22 protein-coding genes and 1 pseudogene are annotated in these 26,406 nt (G+C 70.9%); 10 read left to right on the top strand and 13 right to left on the bottom strand.

What is annotated here, in order from left to right; all coding sequences use genetic code 11:
• Positions 1 to 151: 151 nt before the first annotated feature.
• Positions 152 to 1,972 carry a hypothetical protein gene (locus tag JHY01_RS07665; protein WP_205325027.1) on the top strand — a complete coding sequence of 607 codons (1,821 nt, stop codon included), beginning with the start codon at positions 152 to 154 and terminating at the stop codon, positions 1,970 to 1,972.
• 47 nt (positions 1,973 to 2,019) lie between these two features.
• Here JHY01_RS07665 and JHY01_RS07660 read toward each other — a convergent pair whose 3' ends face one another.
• The 3 genes from JHY01_RS07660 to JHY01_RS27660 form a co-directional block, all read right to left on the bottom strand.
• The gene (locus JHY01_RS07660; protein ID WP_205325026.1) at positions 2,020 to 2,562 is read right to left on the bottom strand and encodes a hypothetical protein; all 543 of its coding nucleotides are present in this window, start codon (positions 2,560 to 2,562) and stop codon (positions 2,020 to 2,022) included.
• Between the two features lie 149 nt (positions 2,563 to 2,711).
• Positions 2,712 to 3,539 (bottom strand): SAM-dependent methyltransferase, encoded by an 828-nt coding sequence (locus JHY01_RS07655; protein WP_205325025.1) that lies wholly within the window; start codon positions 3,537 to 3,539, stop codon positions 2,712 to 2,714.
• Between the two features lie 316 nt (positions 3,540 to 3,855).
• Positions 3,856 to 4,065 (bottom strand): hypothetical protein, encoded by a 210-nt coding sequence (locus JHY01_RS27660; protein WP_205325024.1) that lies wholly within the window; start codon positions 4,063 to 4,065, stop codon positions 3,856 to 3,858.
• A gap of 38 nt (positions 4,066 to 4,103) precedes the next feature.
• Between JHY01_RS27660 and JHY01_RS07645 the strand changes: the two genes are divergently transcribed.
• A complete protein-coding gene (locus JHY01_RS07645; protein ID WP_205325023.1) occupies positions 4,104 to 4,574 on the top strand; it encodes a MarR family winged helix-turn-helix transcriptional regulator in 471 nt (156 codons plus the stop codon).
• On the top strand, positions 4,571 to 5,284 hold the full coding sequence (locus tag JHY01_RS07640) for a hypothetical protein (protein WP_205325022.1): 714 nt from the start codon (positions 4,571 to 4,573) through the stop codon (positions 5,282 to 5,284). The genes JHY01_RS07645 and JHY01_RS07640 overlap by 4 nt, the downstream gene beginning before the upstream one ends.
• Here JHY01_RS07640 and JHY01_RS07635 read toward each other — a convergent pair.
• The 6 genes from JHY01_RS07635 to JHY01_RS07610 all read right to left on the bottom strand — a co-directional run bounded on the left by JHY01_RS07635 (position 5,281) and on the right by JHY01_RS07610 (position 12,488).
• Positions 5,281 to 6,333 carry a GNAT family N-acetyltransferase gene (locus JHY01_RS07635; protein WP_205325021.1) on the bottom strand — a complete coding sequence of 351 codons (1,053 nt, stop codon included), beginning with the start codon at positions 6,331 to 6,333 and terminating at the stop codon, positions 5,281 to 5,283. The two genes, JHY01_RS07640 and JHY01_RS07635, sit on opposite strands and share 4 nt — an antisense overlap.
• A gap of 264 nt (positions 6,334 to 6,597) precedes the next feature.
• Positions 6,598 to 7,026, bottom strand: a complete 429-nt coding sequence (locus JHY01_RS07630; RefSeq protein WP_205325020.1) for a YkvA family protein — start codon at positions 7,024 to 7,026, stop codon at positions 6,598 to 6,600.
• Between the two features lie 94 nt (positions 7,027 to 7,120).
• A complete protein-coding gene (locus JHY01_RS27655) occupies positions 7,121 to 7,687 on the bottom strand; it encodes an N-acetyltransferase (protein ID WP_205325019.1) in 567 nt (188 codons plus the stop codon).
• Positions 7,677 to 9,170: an APC family permease gene (locus JHY01_RS07620; RefSeq protein ID WP_205325018.1), complete on the bottom strand. Its 1,494-nt coding sequence runs from the start codon at positions 9,168 to 9,170 to the stop codon at positions 7,677 to 7,679. The genes JHY01_RS27655 and JHY01_RS07620 overlap by 11 nt, the downstream gene beginning before the upstream one ends.
• A 35-nt stretch (positions 9,171 to 9,205) precedes the next feature.
• Positions 9,206 to 9,877 carry a GPP34 family phosphoprotein gene (locus JHY01_RS07615; protein WP_205325017.1) on the bottom strand — a complete coding sequence of 224 codons (672 nt, stop codon included), beginning with the start codon at positions 9,875 to 9,877 and terminating at the stop codon, positions 9,206 to 9,208.
• A 223-nt stretch (positions 9,878 to 10,100) separates the two neighbouring features.
• Positions 10,101 to 12,488 carry a xyloglucanase gene (locus JHY01_RS07610; RefSeq protein ID WP_205325016.1) on the bottom strand — a complete coding sequence of 796 codons (2,388 nt, stop codon included), beginning with the start codon at positions 12,486 to 12,488 and terminating at the stop codon, positions 10,101 to 10,103.
• Positions 12,489 to 12,765: 277 nt separating this feature from the next.
• Here JHY01_RS07610 and JHY01_RS07605 point away from each other — a divergent pair, with 277 nt between their 5' ends.
• A complete protein-coding gene (locus tag JHY01_RS07605) occupies positions 12,766 to 14,664 on the top strand; it encodes a glycoside hydrolase family 3 protein (RefSeq protein ID WP_205325015.1) in 1,899 nt (632 codons plus the stop codon).
• 3 nt (positions 14,665 to 14,667) lie between these two features.
• Here the strand turns inward: JHY01_RS07605 and JHY01_RS07600 are convergent, their stop codons facing one another.
• Positions 14,668 to 15,240 (bottom strand): DinB family protein, encoded by a 573-nt coding sequence (locus JHY01_RS07600; RefSeq protein ID WP_205325014.1) that lies wholly within the window; start codon positions 15,238 to 15,240, stop codon positions 14,668 to 14,670.
• Between the two features lie 152 nt (positions 15,241 to 15,392).
• On the opposite strand from JHY01_RS07600, the pseudogene JHY01_RS28055 reads away from it, so the two are divergent.
• The 4 genes and pseudogenes from JHY01_RS28055 to JHY01_RS07580 all read left to right on the top strand — a co-directional run.
• Positions 15,393 to 16,361 (top strand): annotated as a pseudogene (locus JHY01_RS28055) (erythromycin esterase family protein); the annotation flags it as partial.
• 738 nt (positions 16,362 to 17,099) lie between these two features.
• Entirely contained in the window at positions 17,100 to 17,828 is a 729-nt protein-coding gene (locus JHY01_RS28050; protein WP_374199510.1) for a YqjF family protein, read from the top strand.
• A 72-nt stretch (positions 17,829 to 17,900) separates the two neighbouring features.
• Positions 17,901 to 18,791: a hypothetical protein gene (locus JHY01_RS07585; RefSeq protein ID WP_205325013.1), complete on the top strand. Its 891-nt coding sequence runs from the start codon at positions 17,901 to 17,903 to the stop codon at positions 18,789 to 18,791.
• A gap of 339 nt (positions 18,792 to 19,130) precedes the next feature.
• The gene (locus JHY01_RS07580; RefSeq protein WP_205325159.1) at positions 19,131 to 20,171 is read left to right on the top strand and encodes a S66 peptidase family protein; all 1,041 of its coding nucleotides are present in this window, start codon (positions 19,131 to 19,133) and stop codon (positions 20,169 to 20,171) included.
• A 9-nt stretch (positions 20,172 to 20,180) separates the two neighbouring features.
• On the opposite strand, the gene JHY01_RS07575 is transcribed toward JHY01_RS07580, so the two are convergent.
• Together JHY01_RS07575 and JHY01_RS07570 are read right to left on the bottom strand one after the other, a co-directional pair.
• Positions 20,181 to 21,113 carry a diacylglycerol kinase family protein gene (locus JHY01_RS07575; RefSeq protein WP_205325012.1) on the bottom strand — a complete coding sequence of 311 codons (933 nt, stop codon included), beginning with the start codon at positions 21,111 to 21,113 and terminating at the stop codon, positions 20,181 to 20,183.
• 109 nt (positions 21,114 to 21,222) lie between these two features.
• The gene (locus tag JHY01_RS07570; protein WP_205325011.1) at positions 21,223 to 21,762 is read right to left on the bottom strand and encodes an ATP-binding protein; all 540 of its coding nucleotides are present in this window, start codon (positions 21,760 to 21,762) and stop codon (positions 21,223 to 21,225) included.
• A 146-nt stretch (positions 21,763 to 21,908) separates the two neighbouring features.
• Between JHY01_RS07570 and JHY01_RS07565 the strand changes: the two genes are divergently transcribed.
• Positions 21,909 to 23,123 carry a glycosyltransferase gene (locus JHY01_RS07565; RefSeq protein ID WP_205325010.1) on the top strand — a complete coding sequence of 405 codons (1,215 nt, stop codon included), beginning with the start codon at positions 21,909 to 21,911 and terminating at the stop codon, positions 23,121 to 23,123.
• A 6-nt stretch (positions 23,124 to 23,129) separates the two neighbouring features.
• On the opposite strand, the gene JHY01_RS07560 is transcribed toward JHY01_RS07565, so the two are convergent.
• Complete coding sequence (locus JHY01_RS07560) at positions 23,130 to 23,789, bottom strand: cellulose binding domain-containing protein (protein WP_205325009.1); 660 nt, start codon at positions 23,787 to 23,789, stop codon at positions 23,130 to 23,132.
• A gap of 251 nt (positions 23,790 to 24,040) precedes the next feature.
• Here JHY01_RS07560 and JHY01_RS07555 point away from each other — a divergent pair, with 251 nt between their 5' ends.
• On the top strand, positions 24,041 to 26,371 hold the full coding sequence (locus tag JHY01_RS07555; protein ID WP_205325008.1) for an FdhF/YdeP family oxidoreductase: 2,331 nt from the start codon (positions 24,041 to 24,043) through the stop codon (positions 26,369 to 26,371).
• The last annotated feature ends 35 nt before the right edge of the window (positions 26,372 to 26,406 follow it).

The following is a 26,406-nucleotide window of genomic DNA, read 5'->3' as shown; positions in this document are numbered from 1 at the left end:
CCATTTGCAATAGCGCGTCATGGGTGACATGTGATGTATTACTGCGCTGGTAATCGTTGTAGGTCCGGCTACCACGCCCGCTTGATTTCCGTTAGGTGACGTGGAGCATAATTTTCTTGACCTCCCACCCTTTATCCATACAGGAGTGTTCATGGACCAACCGCCCCGAGCCGGCGGACCGCCCCCGTCGTCCCGTTCCGCCCCCGCCCGCATCGCGCCCCAGTACCTGCCCTCCCCGAACCGCAACCCGCCCCTGCAGCCCGACGGCACCAGCACCGGCTCCACCGGCGCCATCTCCAGGAACCAGCCAGAAACCCCGAGCGAGCCCGCCCCTGCCAGTCCCCGATCGACCGGTCGAACCGACCTCGACCCGCTGTATTCGACACTGCTGCAGAACCAGACCGACGTCGGCCGCGTCATCCTCGGCCTCATCCTCCTCACCGCGCCCGTGATCGCCGCCGTGAGCGCCTATCTCCTGCCCACGATCCGCACGATCCAGCTCAGCCGCATCGAAGGACTCAGCGTCTTCGGCTCCGCCGAGACCGTCGGCCCCGCCAACTACGACGACGTGTTCGCCAACGGCGCCTTCGCCGAAGGCCTGACCAGCCTCATCGGACCGACCGTCGCGATGATCTTCGCCGGAGCCGTCCTCGCCCCGCTCGCCGCCCTGCTCCTCCACCGAGCGGGCCCGCGCCTGCGCACCACCTCGCACATCGTCTGGAGCCTCACCGCGGTCGCCTTCGCCCCCGCCGCGCTCACCGTCGCCTGGCTCATCGATCGCGTCGTCTCCGAGAGCGATCGCGGAGCGAGCCTGTACGACTGGGCCGGCCTCAGCTCCGGCGCCGTGGTCGGCCTCGGCGTCCTCGCCGGACTCGCCGCCATGCGAGGCACCGAGACCGGCAAGCGGTCAGGGCTCCTCGTCACCGCCTGCCTGGCCGCGTTCGCCATCGCCGCCGCCGGACTCCAGACCTTCGCCTACAGCATCGTCGGCGACCTGCCCGAGGGCATCGAGACCCCCGTCGCCCAGATCTTCAACGGCCTCTACTCAGGAATCTCCCCGGGCCTCTCCACCGCGATGTCGGTGCTGCTCATGGCGATCCTCGCCGCGCTCGGCGTCGGCGCCGCCCTCGTGTTCATCGCCGCCCGCACCAGGATCGACGTCATCCCCGCTCCCGACCGGAGCCCCGGTGACACCCGTGGCGACACGGACCCGGTCGACCCCGCGTCGGCACGGCCCCGGGCGACCGTCCTCGGCCTGGTCGCGTTCCTGCTCCTGCTCGCCGCCGTCGGCTTCTACCTGCTGCCCTGGCTCGCCCGCATGGGCGAGGACACGAGGGAAGGCGCGGACCTGTGGCTCGCGATCCGCCGCACCTGGGGCCCGCCGCTCGTCACGACGGCCGTCGCGCTGCCCGTCGCCGCCCTCGGCGGCTACGCCATCGGCGCCTTGCGGCCCTTGGGGAACGCCTCACGCTGGCTGCTGCTGCTCTTCGCGCCCTGGCTGTTCATCGGCTCCGGGCCCCTCGGCGCCGCGAACCTCGAGACCGTCGCGGGTGAAGGCGAGTACATGGTCATCGGGTCGTTCCCGCCCCGGGCCTGGATCGCGATCCCGCTCCTGTTCGTCTTCTCGGCCCTGTTCTGGGGCCTGGAGGACCGACGCCGCGCCGCGCTCGCGCAAGGAGCCGAACCGGGCGCGACCCGCCTGGCCTTCCTGAACGCGGCCTGGCCCATGACCGGGCTCATGGGCCTCGTGCTGCTCCTCGTCAACGCCCAGGACCTGTTCTGGCAGCAGCTGACCTTTCAGGACATGCTGTCCTCCGGCCCGATGATCTCGGCCTTGGAGAACCTCGAACTGGAGCAGTCCGGTGTGGCCCTCGGCTTCCCGGTCCCGCTGCTGATCCTGTACGCGCTCGCCGCGACCGCCGCCGCGATCTGGTACCTGCCGCGCTTGGCGATCCGGGTCGGGAAGGGCTGAGACGAGAAGGGGCCGGGAATCCCCGGCCCCTCCGTCGGCTCGTTCGCTCAGCTGCGCACGAACTCGATGTCGTGGAAGCGCCGGGCGACCGCGTCGTAATGCAGCCGTGCGCCTTCCATGTAACCGAACAGCGCGCCCCACTCGTCGTGGTTCGCGTCCGGGAACAGCGTCACGAGCCCGCATTCGATGTGCCCGCCGTGGCCGATCACGAGGGCCGCGTCGCCGGGCCCGAGCGGCGCCATCAGGTCCGACCACTGCCGCGCGAGCGCGTGCGCGTAGTCGGATGCGGTGCTGCCGCGCCGGTTCACGAGTCGCGCGAGCCGGGTGAACGGGGCCCCGACGTCGTACGTCGCCGCCTGCGACTCCTGCAAGAACCCGTTGACGTTCGGCAGGGTCGGGAGCTCCAGGGTCACCGCGAATCCCATCGCGATCGCCGTCTCGCGGGCACGCGGTGCGACGCTCGCGGCGACGACTTCGAAGGGCCCCATGAGGGTTCCCGACCAGCGCGCCAGCTCGACCCCCTCTTGAGAGAGGTGGACGGCCTCGTCTCCATTGCGCTTGCTGTGCCGGCGGATCTCGAGCATGGGCATTGGCGGTCTCTTCTCTTCTCGAACACGCTGCGCGGTACCAATCTACGGCTCGGCCGCCGCCCACTCGCCTTTGGGCTGGGGCTCAGTCAGGACAGTCAGAGCGATCGATATACAGCTCATGCGCCCGCTCACGGGCGGCGCGTCCTCCGTCAGGGCTTGACCGCGATGCCGGCCATCTGCGTGCGCTCGTAGGGCTCGAAGTCCTCGACCGCGGGGACCTCCCGGTCGGGCTCCTCCGGGTACCAGCGCGAGACGTATTCGAGGCCCGGCGGCACCATCGGCATGCCCTGGAAGTGCCGTTCCAGGCGTTCGATCGGCCTGATCCAGCCGTTGCCGAGCGTCTCCAGGCACGCCTGCGACAGTCCGCGCTGGGCGGGGTGGCCGGTGTCGGGCCAGGCGGTGAGGAAGAGGTGCGAGCCGGAAGCGAGCGGCTTCATGAGCTCGGCGATGATGTCGTCGGGCGACTCGTGGTCGGAGATCTGCATGATCATCCCGACGATCACCAGGCCGATCGGCCGGTCGAAGTCGAGATGGCGGCGCACGTCGGGGTGGTCGAGGATCCGTCCGCGTTCGCGCAGGTCGGCGGTGACCACAGTGGTGGTGCGGTTGTCGGCGAGGAGGGCGCGGCCGTGCGAGAGCACCATGGGGTCGTTGTCCACGTAGACGACTCGGGCGTTGGGGTTGATCTCCTGGGCCGCTTCGTGGGTGTTCTGCGCGGTCGGCAGTCCGCAGCCGATGTCGAGGATCTGGTCGATGCCGCCGCGGCGCACCATGTACCGGACGCCGCGGATGAGCGCCGACCGGTTGAGTCGCGCGGCCTCTCGTGCCTGGGGGATTCGGTTCGCGAAGATCTCGGCGGCCTCGCGGTCGACCTTGAAGTTGTCCCGGCCGCCGAGCAGCGCGTCGTAGACGCGCGCGGTGGAGGGGACCGTGGGGTCGATCTCCGGCGGCGACCATTGGGGAACTGCGTCGTTCAAGACTATCCAATCGGCGCTGAATGGGCAGGTGACAGGGGAGCGGGGCGCCGCGTCGGGCAGTCGCGGCGTGCTCGGCGCTGGAGCGCGCAAGCGGGTCCCTCACCGGTGTGGGACGTCGCTTCAGACTAGCCCATCGGGGAGTCGAACACGAGCGCGCGCACACCGGTCGCGGCAACCGTTTCGGGCCCTCCACACTGCGGCGACGCTCCCAGGTCGGGCGTGGAACGGGGCGCGCGGCAACCGGGCGCTCCGTTCTCGGACTTGTTTATATGAGGCGGCCTCTGCTAGGCGATGCCGCGGTCAGGAGGCTCGGACCTCAAGCGGCACTGCCGGTCACGGTCGTGCCCGAACGCTCCAAGGTGTACTCGAGGGTCGTGCCGCTCCAGAAGTGGAACGTGAGGTTCACGGTCGAGTCGCCGTTCATGGCGGTGAGCTTCCACGGCACGCCGGAGGCGAACCGGCGTGCGCGGACAGGTCGGGGTTCTTTCAGGCCCCACTCGCAAGGCCTGAGGCGATGTCGTGACACCGCTCACTCCTCGGACACAATTGACAGGTACCTGTCAATTGGCTAGTCTCGAGGACGTGCAGCAGCTCAGCCCTCGCGGCCTCGCCCTGTCCGAACTCGCGATCGAGGTCTTCCGGGCCAACGGTGCCCTCATCGCCGCCGGTGACGCCCTCGCTCGGCCGGCCGGGCTCACGAGCGCCCGCTGGCAGGTCCTCGGCGTCATCGACCACGCCCCGGCCACGGTCGCGCACATCGCCCGGACGATGGGGCTGCGCCGCCAGAGCGTCCAGCAGACCGCCGCCGCACTCGTCGCGGACGACCTCGCCTCCTTTGTGGAGAACCCGCGCCACCGCCGCGCCCTGCTCCTCGACCCGACCGCCGAGGGGCGACGCGCGCTGGCCGAGGTCGAACGCGCCCATGCCGCCTGGTCCGACTCGCTGGCTGCGTCGCTCGACCCGTCCCAGATCGAGGCCGCCACGGCCGCCCTGCGCGCGCTGACCCGCGCGCTCGAACCGGAAGGAACCCGATGAGCGGCGCGTTCACTGTCCCGTTGCTGCCGTGCAGGTCCATCGACGAGACCGCCGAGTTCTACCGGATGCTCGGCTTCCGCATGACCTACCGCCAGACCCGGCCGAACCCGTACATCGTGGTGGCCCGCGACGACTGGCAGCTCCACTTCTTCGGCGTCGACCAGCTCGATCCCGAGACGACGTACGGCACCTGCCTGGTCTTCGTGCCCGACACCGGCAAGCTGTGGGACGAGTTCGCGGCCGGGATGCGCGAGGTCCACGGCAAGGTCCTCGTCGCGGGGACGCCGCGCGTGACCCGCCCGCGCAAGCGCGCCAACACCGGCAACCGCGCGGGGTTCTCTCTGACCGACCCGAGCGGCAACGTCATCCGGATCTTCCCGCAGCAGGAGGACACCGCGGAACCCGAAGCGCCGCAGAGCAAGCTCGGCAAGGTGCTGGAGCGGGCGATCGTCTTCGGCGAGGCCAAAGGCGATACCGCCCAGGCGGTCAAACTCCTCGACTCGACGCTCGCGCGCGCCGGCGCCGAAGCCCCGAAGCCCGAACTCCTCGACGCCCTCGTCTACCGGGCCGAACTCGCACTGCGATTGGGCGACAACGCGAAGGCCGCCGATCTCCTGAGACGGGTCGAGGAGGCCGACCTCGCCGAGGGCGAACGCGACCCCGCCGCGAGCGCCCTCGCCACGGCCGCGGACCTCGCGAAGCTCCTCTAACGCCGCCAGCGCAGGTGCAGGTCGGGGAGGCGCTCCTCGTTGTCGGACCCGTCGCCGGAACCGATCCGGCTGAAGCCCTGGCGCGCATAGAAGGCGCGGGCGCCGTGGTTCTGCTCGAAGACGCGGAGGTCGAGTTCGGGGCGACGCCGTTTCGCCCGGGCGAGCAGCGCCTCGCCGATGCCCCGTCCCTGATGGGCGGGTTCGATGTACAGGTGGTCGAGCCAGCGGCCGTTGAGCGCGGCGAATCCGACCGGCACCCCGCGCCGCTCGGCGATCCACAGCTCCGACTGCGGGGCCATGACATGCTCGATCCACCAACGGGTCTGGTCGAACGTGTACAGGTCCGGCAGGTAAGTCATCCGGCCGCGTGCGGCCCAGAAGATATCGGCGATCCGCTCGGCGTCGCCGACCCAGCCGCGCCGCACGAGCGGGAGCACTTCGTAGCGGATGAGTTCGGCGACCTTGCCGAGACGTGCCGTCGGATGCCGGAGGTGGTAGTTGCGGACGTGATCGCGACGGACGTTGTCGATGTCGCGGTGCAGGGCGGGAAGTCGTCGCAGCGCTTGCGCATCGAGACCCGATCCGAGATACGACTCCACGAGCCCGGACAACTCCTGTTCGAGCGGTGCGAACGGCTCCATGAGCGCGGCCGCGGCGTAGGGCCGGTCGAGGCGCCACTGCTGGGCGACCGCTACGACCGTGGCGGCATGTGCGTCCGGCCCCGACCACCGGCGGCCCTGTCGGTACCGGGTCTCTTCCCGGTCGGCCGGGATGCCGTGCTCGCGTTTGAGCACGGTCCTCCTCTCGGCGAAGGCCTCCATCTCCACCAGCCACGCGTTTCTACTGGTCTCCAAGCGTTCCAACGCGTTGAGGAGCCCCGGTTCGTCGAGCGGCCGGGGCTTGCGCGCGTCGGTGCCGGTGATGAACGACCAGGAGGCGTGGTAGCCGAGTCGCCGGTAGTACTCGAGGGCCGAGCGCAATGCGACGTAACGGAGGCCGAGCGGGAGTCCGGGGTTGCGGACGCGTCGGGCGAGGGTCTGGAAGGTCATCGGCGCACCGCCATGACGGGGGAGGAGTCCTGCACCGCGACACCCTTTCACGCGGCCGTCGAATCCGCCAGGAGGTTTCCTCGCGAACCGGTTGCCCGGCCCGGCCTGGCCGTGACGAACCTCGGGCGCTGTATCGGCTTGAGCCAGCCCGCCGCGGCCCGGATGGTCGACGGCCTGGACCCGATGCGTCTGCGGGGCCGTGCGGGCGCGCCTGCACCGGCTGGGTCCGGCCGAGCCGGTCGCCTGCGCCGATCCCGTCGGCGGTCAAGTCTCGCTGCGCGGCACTGGGAGTCCGGTGAGCCTGCAGAGGACGGCGAAGCCGTCCCCGGTGCCGGGCCAGTGGCCGCGCACGGCCTCGATGCCCGCCCGGCGCACGACTGAGCGCAGGACGAGGGCCACGATGATCGCGTCGTCGGCGTAGCCGAGGACGGGGATGAAGTCGGGGACCAGGTCGAAGGGCAGCGCGAGGTAGGCGAACAGCAGGCCCATCCGGATGCGCACGCCGCGGGGCAGATCGGCGTCGGCCGCGAGGCGCCGCAGCAGCCGGAGCAGGTCCGGGAGCACACGCAGCGCCGCTTTCAGGAGCGGCCCGCGCGGGCCGGCGACCGCCAGGGCGATGACGAGCGCGGTCCAGGCCAGCGCGAGGCCCCCGACGATCGCCAGCAGCAGGTCGAGCCACCACTGTCCGGTCATCGCGGCGTGCCTGGCGCGTCGAGCTGGCGGCCGGCCCGTCGGTGCTGCATGGCCCCGACCTTAGGGCGCGGCCGCCCGCTCGTCCACGCTCGTGTCACTTGGTGGACGCGGGCCGCCACATCGGGTAGAGCGGCGGCCCGCCCTCGCCGATGCGGAACGGTTCGCCGTGCGGCCGGTAGCCCAGGGACGCATACAGGTTCGCGGTCTGCGGCGAGACCGCCTCCAGGTATGCGGGGGTGCCGGTCGCGTCGAGTCGCGCGTGGTGGCGGCGAAGCATGCCGCTCGCGATGCCGCGCCCGCGCGCGTCGGCGCGCACGCCCACGAGCGCCACGTAGTTGTGCGGCTCGGCGGGGTGGTGCTCGTCCATGATCCGGTCGAGCTCCGCGAACCCCTCGTAGTGCTTCCCGCAGGCCTCTCGCAGGCGCTCCTCGTATCCGGAGACGGGCGGCTCGTCCGCGGTGCGGTCGAACCAGACGACCGCGCCTTCGGCGCCGGAGGTGAGGACGCCGCCGTGCGCGAGCGCGTGCTCCACCAGGATCTCGAACTGGCCCTTGACGGCCGCAACGCGTTCTGCCGGGTCTTCGACGAGCCAGACCGCCGTAGGCACCTGCAGGAACGCCTCGGCGAGCAGCCCCGCCACGCGTGCGGCGCTAGCGGCCACCGGCCACCCCCACCGGCTCGGCCGTCTCGGTCACGAGCGCGGCCTTGGCTCCATGGCCGATCCCGGCGTACACCTCCGGACGGCACCGTTTCAGATACGCGCCCCACGCCGCGCCGAGGACCGCCAGTCCCGCGAACAGGATCGGAACGAGCACCGGCAGCGTCGATCCCTTCTCGACACCCAACAAGGTGTGGAAGTGCAGGACCGAAAGGTACAGCACCCACACCAGCGCGAAGACCGAGAGCGCCGGCGCGATGCGCGCGGCCCAGATCGATTCCCCGCGCCGGTCGCGTGCGAAGTACACGACGACCGCGATCGCGCAGGCGGCGATCAGCGCGAGCAGGCCGATCCCCGCCGAAGTGCTCATGTAGAAGAACAGGTGCACGAGCGGGTCGAGGTCCAGGGCCACCCAGGTGACGAGGACCAGGCCGCTGATGACGGTCTGCGTGATCGACGCCGCGGAGGGGGAGGAGGTTCGCGGTGACGTCCGGCCCAGCCAGGCGGGCGCGACGCGCTCGCGGCCGAGCGCGAACAGGTAGCGTGCGGTCGTGTTGTGGAAGCTCAGTGCCGCGGCGGTGACCGAGGTCAGCAGCAGCACCTCGCCGATGGTCGCCCACGGGGCGCCGAGCTGGTCGCCGGCGAGGGTGAACATGAGCCCCGGGTCGTCCGTGGCGGCCGCGACGACGCCGTCCTCGCCGACCGCGGTGATGATCGACCACGACGAGAAGATGTAGATGAACGCGAGGATGCCGACCGTGGCGACGGTGGCACGGGCGACCGTGCGCCGCCGGTCCTTCGCCTCCTCACCGTAGACGGTGGGCGATTCGAATCCGATGAAGCCGGTGACCGCCAGCGCCAGCATGGCTCCGGCCGCTTCGCCGCCCAGCTGGTTCGGCGACAGCACCCCGAACGGCAGGCCGTCGGCGGCGTTCACGAAGTTCGAAGCGCTGAACAGCAGGATCACCGCGATCTCCACGACCAGCAGCACGGCCAGGACCTTCGCGTTGATGTCGACCGCGCGTGTGCCGAGGAGTCCGATGAGGAGCCATGCGGCGAGCGCGCAGCCCCACCACGGCACGTCGGCGCCCATTCGGGACAGGACGCTCCGCGCGGTGAGGCCGAGCAGGCCGTAGAGGCTGATCTGCATGGCGCAGTATGCGGTCGCCGCGACCCATGCGGCCGCGACTCCGGGGACGCGGCCGATGCCGCGCGCGATGAACGCGTAGAACGCGCCCGCGTTGGTGATGTGCCGCGACATCGTCGTGTAGCCGACGCTGAAGAGCCACAGGCATACCGCGATGATCACGTACCCCAGCGGGATGCCGGTCTGGCCGGCGATGGCGAACATGACGACGACGCCGCCCGCGATCACCGTCAACGGGGTCGCGGCGGTCAGGGAGAAGTGCAGGAGACTGAACGTGCCGAGCTTGTCGCGGGCCAGGACGGCTCGCACCGCGCTCGGCGGTGAGGACGGAGTGGGCATGGGGGCGGGACTCCTTGTTCCAGTGGCGGGTGGTGTCAGCGGCCGCCGGTGATGGCGATGTCCGCCACCGCCGCGGCCAGGTGCGCCAGGAGGGCGCGCAGCGCGGCGGGCAGCGCCTGCCTGCGCTTGCCGGCGTACACGCGTGCGCCGGACGGCAACTGGTGGTAGAGCGGTTTGGAGAGGCCGACCGCTTCGGTGAGCGCCAGCAGGAAGGCGTCCTCCACCGCTATTGCGCGCTCTGAAATGGACAGATGGCGGCGCAGCCTGGCGAACACGGCGTTCGCGATGAGCGGGTCGCTCGGCTCGAACCCGACCTCCACCCGCTTGAGCCACCGCGAGCGGTACTCGCGGCGGACCATGAACCCGTGCATGGCCATGTGCTCGGCGGTCTTCGTGTAGACGTCGGCGGCGGCGAGGAAATCGAGCCAGTCCCGCACCGCGAGGCTGGTGCGCTCGGCGCGGACGTGCTCGGCCAGCCACAGCGCCAGGGAGTCCTCCGGCGGCCGGTACCGCTCGTCCAAGCACACCCGATCGACTCCCTTCGCGGTCCACACGGCCAGGTGCTGCGAGAGCACCAGCTCCGCCAGCAGCGCCGCGCCGATCCCGAGCCCGGTCACGCGAGGACCGGTGGCGGGCTTGTAGGCATCGTCGAGCGAGGTGATCAGGAGGGCGTCGTAGACCAGACGAGTGGAGGGCACGTCGGGCACCAGGGGTGGTCCTTCCTATACAGGGCTATTCATGCGATTACCTTACCGGTGCCGATCAGCCGTTCGTATTGGGCATTACCGACAGTTCATGCCACCCAACCGCATACACCGTGGAAGCGTGCCCGCGCACGAGAAAGCGCCGGTCGCGGGACCGAACGGTTGGTCCCGCGACCGGCGCGGTCGCTCCCCAGAGCGTCTACAAGGGAATATAGTCCGGCGGCCGTCAGTCCGCGATGTCGCCGTAGATCAACCCGCGGCCGTTCGTCGCGATGTAGACGCGGCCGAACACCTCCGGATCGCCCGAGACCGCCTTTCCGGTCCAAGCCCACTGGTGCGCGTCGTCATTGACGCGCTGCCAGCTCAGCCCCTCATCGGTCGAACGCCAGATGCCGCGCTGCCCGCCCGACTTCGCCGACGCGAAGATCGCCGGATAGCCGCGCCGCCCACGGCCCTTGCCGAAGCCGACCGCGTCGGCCTCCTCGAAGTCCCGGATCCGCTTCCACGACGAACCGCCGTCGGTCGAACGCCACATCCCGTACAACGGGTCGACCGCGTCGGGGTCGTTGCCCCCGGCCAGCCACAGGTGCCCGCGCTTGCCCGGCACCGCCCGGAAGTCCACATCGCCCGTCGGCGGCAGGCCCGACGCGCCGGTCTCGGCGAAGCTCAGTCCGCCGTTCGCGCTCGCGTAGAACTTCCCGGAAGCGAAGGCGTACAAGCGGTTCGGGTTGACCCGGTCCGCGCGCACCTTCGCACCCGCGGGCAGCCCGTCCACCGGCGTCCACGTCTGGCCGAGGTCGGAACTGAACACCGGCGCGGTCGTCCCGTCGCCGGGCGTCCACACGATCACCCCGCCGTCCGCGCTCACCGCGACCGTGCCGCCGTTCGCACCTCCCGCAACGCCTTCGAGCCGCTTGGTCGTCAACCAGGTCGCGCCCCGGTCGACCGAGACGCCCACATGGCCGTCCACATCGCCGTGCACGTCACCGGAACCGACCACGATCTCGGGCCTCAACGCCGCGAAGTCCACGCTCCGCCCCGACGACCAGTCCGGACGCCGGATCTGCACGCCCGACCGCCCCAGATCGTCCTGCACGAACCCGCCGAGGTCCCCGGTCGCCGTCACCAGCGTGCCGCCGAGCGCCGCGATGTCCTGCACCGCGGTCTCCTCCAGACCGTCCACACGCACGGCCACCGTGAACTGCTCCACCGGCAGCGGCACCTGGTGCCCCGCCTCCTCGTCCCAGCCCACGAGCGGTCCCTGCCCGTCCCAGGCGGTCAACTGCTCCGTGCCCCAGATCGTGGCGCCCGTGCCCCACATGATCCGGTCCGAGTTGTGCGGGTCGATCGCCAGCGCGTCGATCATCCAGCCGTGCTTGACCGCATAGGACGGGCCGTCGTCGACACCGCCGAACGACAGCCACTCGCTCCCCGAAGCGTCCATGGCGAACCGGTCGACCCGCTCGGGCGGCCACGACCAGTTCGCGTCGAACGCGTAGTCCCAGCTCGTCTCCCAGGTCGCGCCCGAATCCCGGGAGCGGTAGAGGATCTCGTCGGGGTACCAGTTGTTCTGGGTGGCGGCCATGAGCGTGCCGGGGCGCTGGCGGTCGACGGTGATCCCGCCGAAGCCCGGGGTCTTGCCGACGGGGCTGTAGGACGGGGTCACGTCCGCCCAGTCGCCCGTGGCGAGGTCGAGACGCCAGATCGCGCCGCCCTTGCCGGAGGCCGGAGCGCCGTTGTAGGGGCCCGGGTCCCAGCTGGTGACGATGAAGAGGTGGCCGTTGGCGTGGTCGATCGCGGCCTGCTTCGGGATCGTCTTGTTGCCGTCCACCGATCCGATCGCGGCGGCGCCGGGGACGGGCTGCCAGGTCTGGCCCCGGTCCTCGGAGACGTAGAGCGGGTCGGCCGGGTCGGCTACGCCGACGAAGATGCGGCCGGCCTGGTCGAACTCGACCCAGATGACGCCCTGGTTGTCGTCGGAGTAGTCGCTGCCGGGGTCCTGCACGAAGTTCCCCGCGTTCGGGAACGCCTCGACCCTCGCCCAGGTGCGGCCGTGGTCGCCCGAGCGCCACAGGCCGTTGCCGTTCGGGGTGCCCAGGTAGACGACGGCGTTGTCGGCCGGGTCGACGGCGAGCCGTTCGCCCATGCCGCGGCCGGGCATGTTGCCGCCCTGCTTGAACGGGAGTTCGGCGACGCCCCACGTGGCACCGCGGTCGTCGGAGTAGAGGACCGCGCCGGGGCTGGGGTCCCAGTCGTTGGTGTAGGTCCCGACCGCGGCGTAGACGCGGTTCGTCTCCACGGGGTCGGTGGCGACGGAGACGACGCCGGTCCAGCCCCAGTCGTCCCAGCCGACCCAGTCGAGGAGCGGGAGCCACGTCTGGGTGGCCTCCTGCCAGCGGTAGAGGCCGCCGATGTCGGTGCGGGCGTAAGCGAGGTCGGCCTCGGTTTCGTTGAAGACGATGCCGGGGACGTAGCCGCCGCCGTTGACCACCGCGTTGCGCCAGGTGTAGGCGTCCTCGCAGCGGCCGGAGGTCTTGGCGTTGGCGATGCCGGGCACGGCGGTGGCGGCCATTGCGGCGGCGCCGATCGAAGCGGCGAATGTGCGTCGTCGCACGGGTGCTCCTAGAGGGCAGAGGGACGGGGGGCCGGCTCCGGAGAGCCACCAAAGGGTTAGTTTGGAGACCCAACATAACAGGGGGCGATGACGCTTGCAAGCGCGCCTCGAAAAGGTTTCTTCGCCCCCGTCGGCGGTACATGACATGTGCCATGTGATGCACTACCGGCCCTCGGGCTTGACGCGCACGTTTCGCTGGACATGGGAGCGCTCTTCCGATACAGTCGGACCCGGTTGGGGCCGTAGCCGATCGCTCACTCTTCAAGGAGCCCGCCCAATGGGCGCACACTTGCCCGCAGTCCTCCGCCGCCCGGCCGTCCTCTGGACCGCTCTGATCGCCGCGCTGGCCGCCGCCGTGATCACCGTGCTCGTGGTCGTCCCCGACGGGGACGCCGGCGACGCCTCCTACCTCGACCCCGGCGCCCCGGTCGCCGACCGCGTCGCCGATCTCCTCGGCCGCATGACGATCGCGGAGAAGGTCGGCCAGATGACGCAGGTCGCGGTGCTCGCCATCGAGGGCCACCCGGGCGACATCGGCCTGCTCGGCATCGGCTCACTCCTCAACGGCGGCTCGGACGCCCTCCGCGACACCCCTGAGGCCTGGGCCGAGATGATCGACGGCTACCAAAGCGAGGCGGCGGCATCGCGCCTCGGCATCCCGCTGATCTACGGCATCGACGCCGTCCACGGCAACGGCGCGCTGCCCGGAGCGGTGATCTTCCCGCACAACATCGGCCTCGGAGCGGCCCACGACCCCGCCCTCGCCGCGGAGGCCGCCGCGATCACCGCCGCCGAGACCCGGGCGACCGGCGTGCACTGGACCTTCGCGCCGTGCGTGTGCGTCGCCCGCGACAGCCGCTGGGGCCGCACGTACGAGTCCTTCGGCGAGGACCCCGGCCTGGCCGTCGAGTACGCCGGGCCCGTCGTGCAGGGCTACCAGGGCGAGGACCTGGCCGCGAACTCCAGCGTGCTGGCCACCGCCAAGCACTACGTCGGCGACGGCGGCACCGCCTTCGGCACGTCGACCACCGACGACTACCTCCTCGACCAGGGCGTCACCACGCTCACCGAGGACGAGCTGCGCTCGATCCACTTGGCGCCTTTCGAAGCCGCCGTGGACGCGGGCGTCGGTTCGGTCATGGTCTCGTTCTCGTCGACCGACCTCGGGGACGGCCCGCTGAAGACCCACGGCGACGCGTACCTCATCAACGAGGTCCTCAAAGGAGAGCTCGGCTTCGACGGCTTCGTCGTCTCCGACTGGCAGGGCGTGGACCAGGTCAGTGATGACTACGCCGAGGCCGTGCGCACCTCGATCAACGCCGGGGTCGACATGGTCATGGTGCCGTTCGAGTACCGCCGCTTCATCGACACACTGCTGGCCGAAGTGGACTCCGGCGGCGTCGGCGAGGAGCGCATCGACGACGCCGTCTCCCGCATCCTCACCCAGAAGTTCGCACTCGGCCTGTTCGAGCAGCCCTTCGCGGACACCGCCGGCGCGGCCGACGTCGGATCGGCCGAGCACCGCGAGACCGCCCGCCAGGCCGCGGCCGCGTCGCAGACCCTGCTGCGCAACGACGACGACCTGCTCCCGCTCACCGGCGGCGAGTCGATCTACCTGGCCGGATCCGGAGCCGACGCGCTCGGCCGCCAACTGGGCGGCTGGACCGCGTCCTGGCAGGGCGCGGTGGAGACGGTCACGGAGGGCACCAGCATCCGCGCAGGGATCGAAGCGGTCGCGCCCGATGCGTCGATCACTTACAGCGAGACCGCGTCCGAGCCGATCGGCGACGCCGACGTCGGCATCGTCGTCGTCGCGGAGGACCCGTACGCCGAAGGCATCGGCGACGCGGGCGCGGGGGAGCACGACATGCGGGTGTCCGATGCGGACGCCGCCGCGATCGACACCGTCTGCGCCGCCGTCGCCTGCGTCGTCATCGTCGTCTCCGGCCGCCCGATCGAGATCACCTCGCACCTCGCCGAGGTCGACGCGCTCGTCGCGGCCTGGCTGCCCGGCAGCGAAGGCGCCGGGGTCGCCGACCCGCTCTTCGGCGAGACGCCCTACGGCGGCCGCCTGCCGGTCACCTGGCCCCGCTCGAACGACCAGGAGCCGATGAACGTCGGCGATGCCGCCTACGACCCGTTGTACCCCTTCGGTTTCGGCCTGCAGACCGCCTGAGGGTCAGCGCCGCTCGTCGAAGCCCTTGGCGCGGTACAGGTCGCGGAGGAGGCAGATCTCCGCGCCGTGGGCCATCACCTCGCGGTTGAGGTGGAGGACGAGGGCCGCCATGGGGGATTCGGCGAACCAGCCGCCTTGAGGGCCCAACGGCTCCTCGATCGCCTCGGCGTCCAGGCTGCGCACGCCCTCGCGCCAATGCGCATACGACTGCTCCAGCATGGCGAGTGCGTCGGCCGCGGTCGCGGGCAACGTGTCGGGCCAGAGGCGCAGGTCCCACATTTCGGCGTCTTCCAGGCCTTCGTTGGGGCCGAAGAACGCTCGGGTGCGGACGCCGAGCACGTCGCGGCCGATGTGGAGCATCCGCCAGGCGATCGTGGTCACCGGCGGCGGCTCGGGAGCGGGATCGGCCCCGTCCATCCGCAATGCGCCCTCGGCGTCGGGCCGGAGGCTCCAGCAGCCGTCGACAGGCTCCCAGAAGTACTCGTCGTCGGTCAGGCCCTCCAACCGCGGTCGCAGGTGGGCGTCCCAGTAGAAATCGAGCTGCCCGAGGATCGCCTCAGGCCATCGCACTGTCATCACCCGAGCCTAGGGGAGCGGGCCGACCACGGCCGCTACTCGCGGCCGCATCGCAGACTCGGGGTGCATCTTCGATTGAGACTTTCGAGCTCGCTCATACGGTCAGACCAGTTGCAACGTTCAATCGATCTATCAAAGATAGCTTCAAGGCCATGACTCAAGACATTCGCGAATTCGTCACCGACACCCACGACATCGTGGCCCTCGGCGAACCCGACCACCGGGAGCCCGCGTTCGGGGAGATCCGCAACGAACTCTTCGCCCAGCTCGCCGAACGCGGCTTCCGGTCCTTCGCCCTCGAATCCGACCGCGTCGCCGCCCTCACGGTCAACGATTTCGTCCTACATGGACTCGGAACGCTCGACGAGGCCATGGCCCAGGGCTTCTCGCACGGCTTCGGCGAGTTCGCCGCCAACCGGGCCCTTGTCGCCTGGATGCGCGACTACAACATCGGTCGGCCCCTGGAGGACCGCCTCGCCTTCCACGGCATCGACGCCCCGTTCGAGTTCACCGCGGAAAGCCCGCGCCGCTACCTCGAGCACGCCATCGACTACCTGGGCCTCGACCTCGACGTGCGCGCCCACGCGGGCGACGACGAGCGCTGGGGCTGCATGGAGGCCGTCACCGACCCTGCCCGCTCGCCCGGCCGCACGCCGGAGGCCGCGCAGCTCCGCGCGATCGCCGACGACCTGCTCACCGAGCTCTACTCCCGCGCTCCCGAACTCGTCCCGGGGACCTCGCGTGCCCGCTGGGACCGCGCCCGCGTCCACGTCACCACGGCGCTGGGCCTACTGCGCTACCACCGGGAGGCCGCGCGTCCCGGCCGGGACGGCGACCGGTGGAGCCGCCTCGGCGCCGTCCGCGACGCGGTCATGGCGCAGAACGTGCTCGACATCCGCGCCCTCGAAGCCGACCGCGGCCCGACGTTCCTATCCGGACACAACCTCCATCTGCAGCGGAATCTGAGCCGGATGTCCATGGGCGGCATGGACCTCGCCTGGTTCGGCACGGGCGCGATCCTCGCGTCCCTGCTCGGCGGCCGGTACGCCTGCATCGTCGGCAGCCTCGGCCGCAGCGAGGGCATCGGGGTGCCCGCACCCGAGCCGGGCACGCATGAAGGCGGGCTCCAGCGGCGATTCGACACGTGGGGCCTGATCGCCGCCGAGGCCCTCCCCGAAGCCTCCGAACGCGCCGACCTCGCCTCGCCGCAGGGCCCGTTCCCCTTGGACCGGTTGATCCTTGAGGGCGCGGACGCCGTGCTCCACGTCAGCGAGGGCCGCGCCGCGAAGTCCTTAGGCCGCAGGGCGGTTGCGGCGGCCCCCGGTCCGCCCGGTCATGCGGGCCGGGGTCGCCCGACGCGACCGGTAGCACTTCAGGGGGCTGCCGCTGACCGCCTCCTTGTAGGCGATCGCGGCCCTCCCCTTGAGGTACCAGCGGCTCGGGGTGTCGTCGGGGTTCGTGAACTGGACGGCGGCATCCCGGCGGCCCAACGAGACCGGCTGGTGGAGGTATCCGAACCGCAACGGCTTCGGCTGCTTCCCGCGCAGCCGCCGCGTGATCGACTCGGCGGCGTGCGCGGCCGAGGGGATGCCGCTCTGGCAGGTCCCGTGGATCACGCCGTAGGCCTGCCGGATCGAGGCGGCGTCGCCGATCGCGTAGATCTCGGGGTGCGAGACCGAACGCAGGGTCGCGTCGACCAGGACCCGGCCTGGACGATGTCCTCCGCGTCCGTCACGGTCCCGAGCACCCGGTACGCCACGGCCTGCAGCAGCCCGCGCCGGTCTTCGAAGATCCCCACGCCCCGCAGCGTATGCGCCGACGGCCTGCGCACGCCAGCCCGACCCTGCCATGCTGGGGGAGTGCACCACCCGCCGGAGCCCGTGACCCCCGAGCCGCCCGCGCCCATCGACTGCCCGCTGCTCACCCAATCCTGGCTCGACCTCGCCTTCCTCCACTGGCGAGTGCCGCCGGAGGACGCCGCGCCGCTGCTCCCCGCCGGCACCGTCCCCGACACCTTCGAAGGCGCGACCTACGTCGGCCTCATCCCCTTCCGCATGCACCGCGTCGGCTGGTTCCGCCTCCCCGGCATCCCCTACCTCGGCACCTTCCCCGAAACGAACCTCCGTCTCTACACAGTGGACAGGCAAGGTCGCCGGGGCGTCGCCTTCCTCTCCCTCGACGCCGCCCGGCTCCTGCCCGTACTCACCGCGCGCATCGGCTTCCGCCTGCCTTACCTGTGGTCCCGCATGCGACTCCACACCGACGGGGACACCCGCACCTACACCAGCGTCCGCCGCTGGCCCGAACCCCGCCCAGCGCACTCCCGCATCACCGTCCGGATCGGCGAACCCCTCACCGCCCCAACACCGCTCGAACACTTCCTGACCGCCCGCTGGGGACTCCACCACACCGTCGCCGGGCGGCTCCGCTTCCTCCCGAACGCCCACCCGCGCTGGCCCCTGCACCGCGCGGAGCTCTGGGAATGCGACCAGAACCTCCTGGCCGCGGCGGGGCTGCCGCGAGTCACGGGCGAGCCGATGAGCGTCCTCTACTCGCCGGGCGTCGCGGTGCGACTCGGCGGCTCCTGACCTCCACGCCCGAGCCTGGTTCGCGGGCCCGGACTACGATCGGCCTATTTCCCTTGAAGGCGAAGAGGAGCCATGGAAGAGGCAGCGACGCCAACGAACTTCGGCCATGCCGTGCAGTCGCGGGACGAGACCCCGTCCGGCGACCGCATCGCAATCGCCACCAGCGCCTACCTCGTCTGCCTCGACCGGGCCGGGGTCGAGCTGTGGCGCTTCGACTTCGGGCCCAGCACCGGCGCCATGGCCAGCGCCCGGACCAACTGCCGCTTCTCGCTCGACGGGACCGCGGTCTGGCTCTACCGTCCCGACCTGTACTCCGGGCACGGCGAGGTCGACCGCTGGTTCGCGCTCGACGCCGCCACGGGGGCGATCCTCGGCGACGCGGCCCTGCCGACTTACGGCGGCCACGGCGGCTACCACCTCGTCCACCCCGACGGCGTCCACGTCCTCCTCGAGGTCGGTTGCGGCCAGGACGGCTGCTTCGTCTTCAATGGACGGATCGACGACGGCGTCATGACCTCGGCTCCCTGGCCGGTCGCCGACGACCCCCGTCAGTGCGACCAGCGCATCGCCGCACTCTCCCCGGACGGCGGCCAGATCATGGCCTTCGAGCACGACGACGCAGCGGTCACGTTCCGCGACTTCCCCTCCGGCACTGTGCAGTGGCAGATCGGCCTGCAGGACTTCGGTTTCGACCTCGACTCCGACCAGATCGAGACGGTCTTCCTCTGGTCGGGCCGGTACGTCGACGACCGCATCGCCATGGTCGAGTTCAAAGGGGAGACCGGCGAGCTCAACGAAGACGACGAGGAAGTGCCCGCTTGGGCGGCCGACGGCCTCGGCGAGTGGGAGGACTACCGCGCCTACGTCGCCATCGACCTGCGGGCGCGCCGGGTGCTCGGCCCGGCGGGCGCCGACGGTGCCCACACCGGCGAGCACCCGCGCTTCGTGCCCGAACCACGCTAGGGCCAATGCCGTTCAGCTAGGACGGTGGTCGGTGTATCGGATCAGGCCCGAGCGAGCGCACTGCTCGGGCCATAAGGTTCCTCTGGCTGCGTGACGCCGCCGGAGGCGGTAGGTCCGCTCCGCGGACTGCGGGCTTCGCGCGCTCGTGCACACCCCTGATCCGGTCGGTGCACATAGCCGGGAACGATGTCCGTACGCGGACCTGGCGCCTGCGGCACCGTCACGCAGCCTGGGGAACCTTTGGGCCCGACCCACTGGGCAACCTTGGGGCACCGAAGCCCGGCGGATCGGCGATCGGGAATCGCGACGTCATCGCGGGCGCCGCGTCGGTAGCCTGGCCTGGTGCCGCAATATCCGCCGAAACCGGTACCGGGCGACAAGGTCGCGATCGTCTCGCCGTCGTCCGGGCTGCCCGCGGTGCTGCCGCTGCCGTACGAGCTCGGACTGCGCCGCCTGCGCGAATCGTTCGGGCTCGTCCCGGTCGAGTACCCCACCACCCGCAGGTGGGGCGCGAGCCCGGCCGAGCGAGCCGCGGACCTGCACGCGGCGTTCGCCGACCCGTCGGTGAAGGCCGTCATCTCCAGCATCGGCGGCGACGACCAGATCACGGTCCTCCCGCACCTCGACCGGGCCCTGATCGCGGCGAACCCCAAGCCGTTCTTCGGATTCAGCGACTGCACGAACCTGCTCGCGTTCCTCGCCGAATGCGGGATCGTCGGCTTCCACGGCGGCGCGGTCATGACCGAGTTCGGCCGGCCCGGCGCGATGCACCCGGCGACCGAGGCGTCCCTGCGAGCCGCGCTCTTCGATTCCGGCCCTTACGTACTCACCGAGCCCGCCGAGTTCGGCGAGACCTCGGGGGACTGGGCCGACCCCGCCACGTTCGAGCATCCGCCCGCGATGCGCGAGGCCGGCGAGTGGGAATGGCGCAACCCCGGCCCGGCGGTCGAGGGCCCGACCTGGGGCGGATCCCTCGAAATCGTCTCCTGGCTGCTCATGGCCGACCGCTGCATTCCCGGCCCGGACCGGTTCGACGGCGCCGTGCTGTGCTTCGAAACCTCAGAGGAGATGCCGAGCGCGACCGACGTGTACCGCATCCTGCGCTCGATCGGCGAACGCGGCTGGCTCGAACGCTGCGCCGCGTTCCTGATGGGCCGACCCAAATCATCGAGCATGGACCGCCGTCTCGACGCGTCCGACGCCGACCGGTTCCGCGCCGAGCAGCGCGAAGCGGTGATCCGGGCAGTCGACGAGTACGCGCCCGGAAAGCCCGCCGTACTCGGAGTCGACTTCGGACACACCGACCCGCAGTTCACCATCCCATACGGCGGCACGGTCCGTGTCGACGGCGCGACCCGGTCCCTGACCGCGACGTACTGAACGCCCGCCTCAACGCACCCGCACGGCACCGGGTTGGATTTCGATCGCGAAGCCCGACGTCTCGCCCAGTTCGTCGCCGTCGACCTCCAGAACTCGCGGCTCGGACAGGACGACCGACACGCTGCCGACCCTGGCATGCGTCGCGGTGTCGGCGCTCTCGGCACGTTCCCGGCCGGTGAAGAGCCGCCGGATGCCGTTGTCCCACACGAACGATCGAAGCGTGTCGAGCCATTGGCCGATGCCCTCGGCGCTCAGCAGGAGCAGATCGAGTTCGCCGTCCGAGGGGTCCGCGTCCGGCAGGAGCGCGATGCCGCCCTGGAGCGTGCCGCAGTTGCCGACGAGGAGTGTGTGCGCCTCCGTGCGTTCGGGTGCCGCACCGTCGACGGCGATCTCGATGTCCACGACCTCGCTCGAGCTGAGGGCTCGTCCCAGCGACTCCACATAGGCCAGCCACCCGACCTTGCTCTTGAGGTCGTCGTCGGTCTCGACGATCATGTGCGCATCGATGCCGATTCCCGCGATGACGGCGAACGCCTGGCGTACCTCCGCATCGCTCACCTCAGCCGTGATCCAGCCGAGGTCGATGGCGCGCGACCGGCCCTCGAACGCCCGCGTGAGCGCGCCCCCGAGGTCGCCCAGTGGCACGCCGAGATTGCGCGCGAGGAGGTTGCCCGTGCCGAGCGGGACGATCGCGAGCTCGGCGGCGTCGTCCTGCGCCAGTCGCTCGGCGACCGCTCGCACGGTCCCGTCACCGCCCGCCGCCACCACGACTTCGGCACCCGCCGCGAGCGCCTCGCCCGTCGCGCCCTGGCCGGGGTCGTCGGGGCTGGTCTCGAACCACGAGACCTCCGCGTCAGCGGCACTCGCGGGGAGCGCGCCCTCAAGGTCCTCGCGTGACGTCTTCGACGGATTCCAAACGATCGCGATCCGGCTGCCGGCCATCATGCTCCCCTTCCGCGCCTCTCAGCGCCGCTTCTTCGTCTGAAGAGGACTGCCAGCGTACTGCCCCTGGCGGCAAAGCACCCCGCGACCCGCGGCCGGGGATACCCGATCAGCGGGACAAGTAGTCGTAAATCTTGTCCATATTAGTCTCAAGCGGGTCGACGGCGTCGGTGACGAGCCGTTCGAGCGTGAACGGCGGCAGCTCGGCGCGCATGCGCTCGACGTGCGCCCAGTCGATCTCGTGCCAGCCGGGGATGCCGCGAACCCGCCCCTCGACCCGGCTCCGATGCAGCTCCACATCGCTGCAAGTGCATTCGACGACCCGCAGCCGCGCACCGTACCCGGCCGCGATCCCGGCCCAGCGCTGCGAGGTGCCCTCGTCGAGCACGCAGTCGGTGATCGCCGACTGGCCCAACCGGAGCTGCCGTACGACCAGCGTCTCCATGAGGCCGTCGTGGAGCGCCAGGTAGGTCTCTTGATCCAGGTCGTACAGGACCCCGTGCGGCTTCAGCGAGCCCAGCAGCCAGTCCGCGGCGAACACCGGCACGCCGGTCGCCCGGCTCAGGCGCTCGGACAGCGTCGACTTGCCCGTCCCGGGCAGGCCGGTGAATACGATGACCTGCGGATCCGAATGGTTCACATCACTCATCTGAAGCCTCCCGAAGCTCGAAGCCGCCCACCGAAAGTGCGGCTCCAGCGATCCTCCCGCACGTGTGGGCTCGCCGCGGCGCCGGTCCCTTGCACCCGCACCCCAGAATGGTCGGCTCAGCCCGATACCGTTCGAACGGGGAACCGATGCGCGTACTGCTCTCGACCTACGGTTCGCGCGGCGACGTCGAGCCGATGGCCGCGCTGGCGGTCAGCCTGCGCGCGCTCGGGGCGGAAGCCGTGATGTGCGCGCCTCCCGACCCCGAATTCACCCGACTCCTCGCCGACGCAGCCATCCCGATGGCCTCGATCGGCCAGGCGGTACGCCCCCTGGTGACCGGAACCGGGCCGCCGCCGACCGGAACCTTCGCGGACCGGACCGCCGCGCTCGTTGCCGACGCCTTCGACGAGATCACCACGGCCGCAGCAGATTGCGATGCCGTCGTCGCCACCGGCATGTTCCCGGTCGCCGCGGCCGCCCGCACCGCCGCCGATGCGCTCGGCCTCCGCTACCGCCACGTCAGCCTCCAACCGACCCTCCTGCCGTCGCTGCACCACCCGCCGCCCGAACGGCCCGGACACCCGCTCCCGCCCGGTGTCACCGACAACCGGGCGCTATGGGCGCACGACGCCGAGGCGATGCACGCGCTCTACGGCGCGGCCGTCAACCGCCTCCGGGCCGCGAACGGCCTGCCGTCCCTGACGAACGTCCGCGACCACGTCTTCACCGATCGACCCTGGCTCGCGACCGACCCGGTGCTGAGCCCCCGGCTCCCGTCCGACTTCACCGCCACGCAGACCGGCGCCTGGGCACTGCCCGACCACCGCCCCCTCACACCCGAACTGGAGGCCTTCCTCGCCGCCGGACCACCGCCCGTCTACATCGGATTCGGCAGCATCCCGCTCCGCCCCAAGAAGGACGCCGCACGCGTGGCCCTCGGTGCCGCCCGCCGACAGGACCGCCGCGTCATCCTCGCCAGCGGCTGGGCCGGCCTCGCCCCGATCGACGACCACGACGACTGCATCGCAGTGGACGAGGTCAACCAGCAGGCGCTGTTCAAACGCGTCGCCGCCGTCGTCCACCACGGCGGCGCGGGCACCACGTTCACCGCCGCGATCGCCGGTGCGCCACAAGTGGTCGTCCCGCAGATAGTGGACCAGCCCTACTGGGCGCACCGCGTCGCCGAACTCGGCATCGGCGCCCACCACGCGGGACCCAGGCTCACCACCAAGTCCCTCACGGTCGCGATCGAAACCGCCCTCAAACCCGAAACCCGCCACCGCGCGACCGAAGTGGCCACGTCGATCCGCACCGACGGCGCGACCACCGCAGCGCGACTCCTGCTCGACGCTCCAGCCTGACCCGGCTCAAGACCGGGCCGTGCAAGCCACCGCATCCGGCATCGAGGCGCCGTCGCCCATCGCCGCCTGGAACCCCGCGACCGCATCCTCGCCCGGATCGAGACGGCCGTTCCAATCCTCACTGCCATACCGGCCGTGGTCGAGTTCCCGCATGTTCCAATGGTTGTAGATCGACACGTCCTGCAGATCGAGGTCGATCTCCCACGACGCCAACGCGACGCTCCCGGTGCTGACCACCTCGACCGAGACCTGGACCGAGTCGTCCCACTCCCGCTCGAGCGTCAGGCTCGCCGTGCACGACGCCGACACGGCCTCTTCCACCGCAGTCGAGGCGGATTCGCTCGGCGCCGCCGGTGAAGGGCTCGCACTCGACGGCTCCGCCGACGTCGCCGCCGCGCTCGACTCCGAAGGGGACTCGACCGTCGGGCTCGCGGCCTGCGCCGACGCCACTCCGCTCGACGCGGACTCCTCCGGAACCGACGGCGTCTCCAAGCCCTCGATCACGTCCACCGGGCCCCGGTCAGGCCCGCCACCGAACACCCCGAACTGCCACAAGGCGATCACGGCCGCGACCGCCGACACCGCACCGAGGACCTGCAGCAGACGACCGTGCAGACGACCGCGCCCGCCGGGACCATCAGCATGCCCGCCAGCAGCATCGCCCATACCCCACCGCCTTCCACAAAGGACCCATACGCGAGGCCGGGACGGTGGACCCGCGCTGGTCCGCACCGTTCAGCGTACCCGGGCGACCACCCCCGAACGGTCCGTGACGATTCGCCCCGATACCCCCTACCCTGCCCCCAAGAGCAGGCATTTCAACCCAAGGCCTACCCGGGCCGCAACCACTCCCGCCCGCCCGACCCGACCGGGTGTTCCCCGCCCGGCACCACCTCGCGCCGCCCTACACTGCACCAATGAGCAAGGCGCCCGAACTCGACCCCGCCCAGGACACGCCCGACGTCCGACCCCCGAAACACCACGCCGTCGGCCTCCCCGCCGTCGCCAACTCGATCCGAGTCGTCGGCACCCAAGCAGGCGTCAAACGCGGCCTCCCCCTCCTCCGCGACGTCAACCAGACCGGCGGCTTCGACTGCCCCGGCTGCGCCTGGCCCGAACCCGGCCACCGCCACCCCGCCGAGTTCTGCGAGAACGGCGCCAAAGCCGTCGCCGAAGAAGGCACCCGCCGCCGCGTCGACCCCGAATTCTTCGCCGCACACCCCATCACCGACCTCGCCGACAAGTCCGGCTACTGGCTCGGCCAGCAAGGCCGCCTCACCCAGCCCGTCCACCTCGCCGAAGGCGCCACCCACTACGAACCGATCAGCTGGGACGACGCCTTCACCCTCATCGCCGACGAACTCGCCGCCCTCGACCACCCCGACGCCGCCGCGTTCTACACCTCCGGACGCACCAGCAACGAAGCCGCGTTCCTCTACCAACTCTTCGCCCGCAAACTCGGCACCAACAACCTGCCCGACTGCTCCAACATGTGCCACGAGTCCTCCGGCTCCGCCCTCGCAGAGACCATCGGCATCGGCAAAGGCAGCGTCACCCTCGACGACCTCAACCAAGCCGACCTCATCATCGTCGCAGGCCAGAACCCCGGCACCAACCATCCGCGCATGCTCACCGCCCTCGAGAAGGCCAAACGCGCCGGCGCCCGCATCGCCACCGTCAACCCCCTCCCCGAAGCGGGCATGCAGCGCTTCAAGAACCCCCAGACCGCGCGCGGACTCGCCGGACGCGGCACCGACCTCACCGACCTGTTCCTCCAGATCAAAGTCGGCGGCGACCTCGCCCTCTTCAACATCCTCAACCGGATGCTCCTGCGCGCCGGCAACACCGACCCCGACGCCATCGACCGCGCCTTCATCGACACCCACACGCACGGCTTCGACGCCTTCGCCGCGCACCACGGCATCGACGACCCCGCCGGCGACGACGCCGCGCTGGCCGAGGCGGTCGAGCGGACCGGCCTGGCCGCGGCCGAGATCGAACGGCTCCTCGCGATGGTCCTCGCCGCCGACAAGATCGTGGTCTGCTGGGCGATGGGCCTGACGCAGCACCGGCACGCCGTGCCCACGATCCGCGAGATCGTCGCGTTCCTGCTTCTGCGCGGCAACATCGGGCGGCCGGGCGCCGGGGTCTGCCCCGTGCGCGGGCATTCGAACGTGCAAGGCGACCGCACGATGGGCATCTGGGAGCGCATGCCCGACCGGTTCCTCGACGCGCTCGGCACGGAGTTCGACTTCGCGCCGCCTCGCGACCACGGCCTCGACACGGTCGGCACGATCCGCGCCATGCGCGACGGCCGCGTCAAGGTCTTCTTCGCGATGGGCGGGAACTTCGTCGCCGCGACGCCGGACACGGAGGCCACCGAGGCGGCGATGCGCAGCTGCCGCCTCACGGTGCACGTGTCGACGAAGTTGAATCGGTCGCACGTGGTGACCGGGGCACGGGCGCTCATCCTCCCGGCGCTCGGCCGCACGGATGTCGACGCGCCCGGCGGGCGCGAGCAGTTCGTGACCGTGGAGGATTCGATGGGCATCGTCCACGCTTCACGCGGGAGCGTCCCGGCCTTGAGTCCGGAGATGCGGTCGGAGGTCGCGATCGTGGCCGGGCTCGCCCGCGCCGTGTTCGGGCCGGGCGACCCGGTGCCTTGGGAGGATTTCGCGGCCGACTACGACCGCATCCGTGCGCGGATCGAGCGGGTCGTGCCCGGTTTCGATGACTACAACGAGCGGGCGCGAGTTCCCGGCGGTTTCGCGCTCCCGCACGCACCGCGCGACGGGCGCGTGTTTCCCACGGCCACAGGCAAAGCCAACTTCACGGTGAACACGGTGACGTCGCCGGAGGCGGGGGCGGGGCGGCTGGTGCTGCAGACGCTGCGCAGCCATGACCAGTTCAACACCACGATCTACGGGCTCGACGACCGATACCGGGGGATTCACGACGGGCGTCGGGTCGTGCTGGTCAATCCCGAGGACGCCGCCGAGCTCGGTCTCGTCGACGGTGATTACCGCGATCTGGTGAGTGAATGGTCGGACGGGGACCGCCGCGCCCCGCATTTCAGGATCGTGCACTACCTGACCGCGCGCGGCTGCGCCGCCGCGTACTTCCCGGAGACGAACGTGCTCGTGCCGCTCGACTCGGTGGCGGAGTTCAGCAACACGCCCACCTCCAAATCGATCGTGGTGCGCTTCGAGCCCGACAGCGGCAAGTCGGCCGGGCCCGCACCTCGCTGATCCGATCCGGGGACCCCACCCCACCCTCCCGGGAT

Origin of the sequence: Glycomyces sp. YM15 (assembly GCF_016918015.1) — a bacterium.
Lineage (GTDB): Bacteria > Actinomycetota > Actinomycetes > Mycobacteriales > Micromonosporaceae > Glycomyces.
This window is presented reverse-complemented; position numbering and strand designations above follow the sequence as displayed.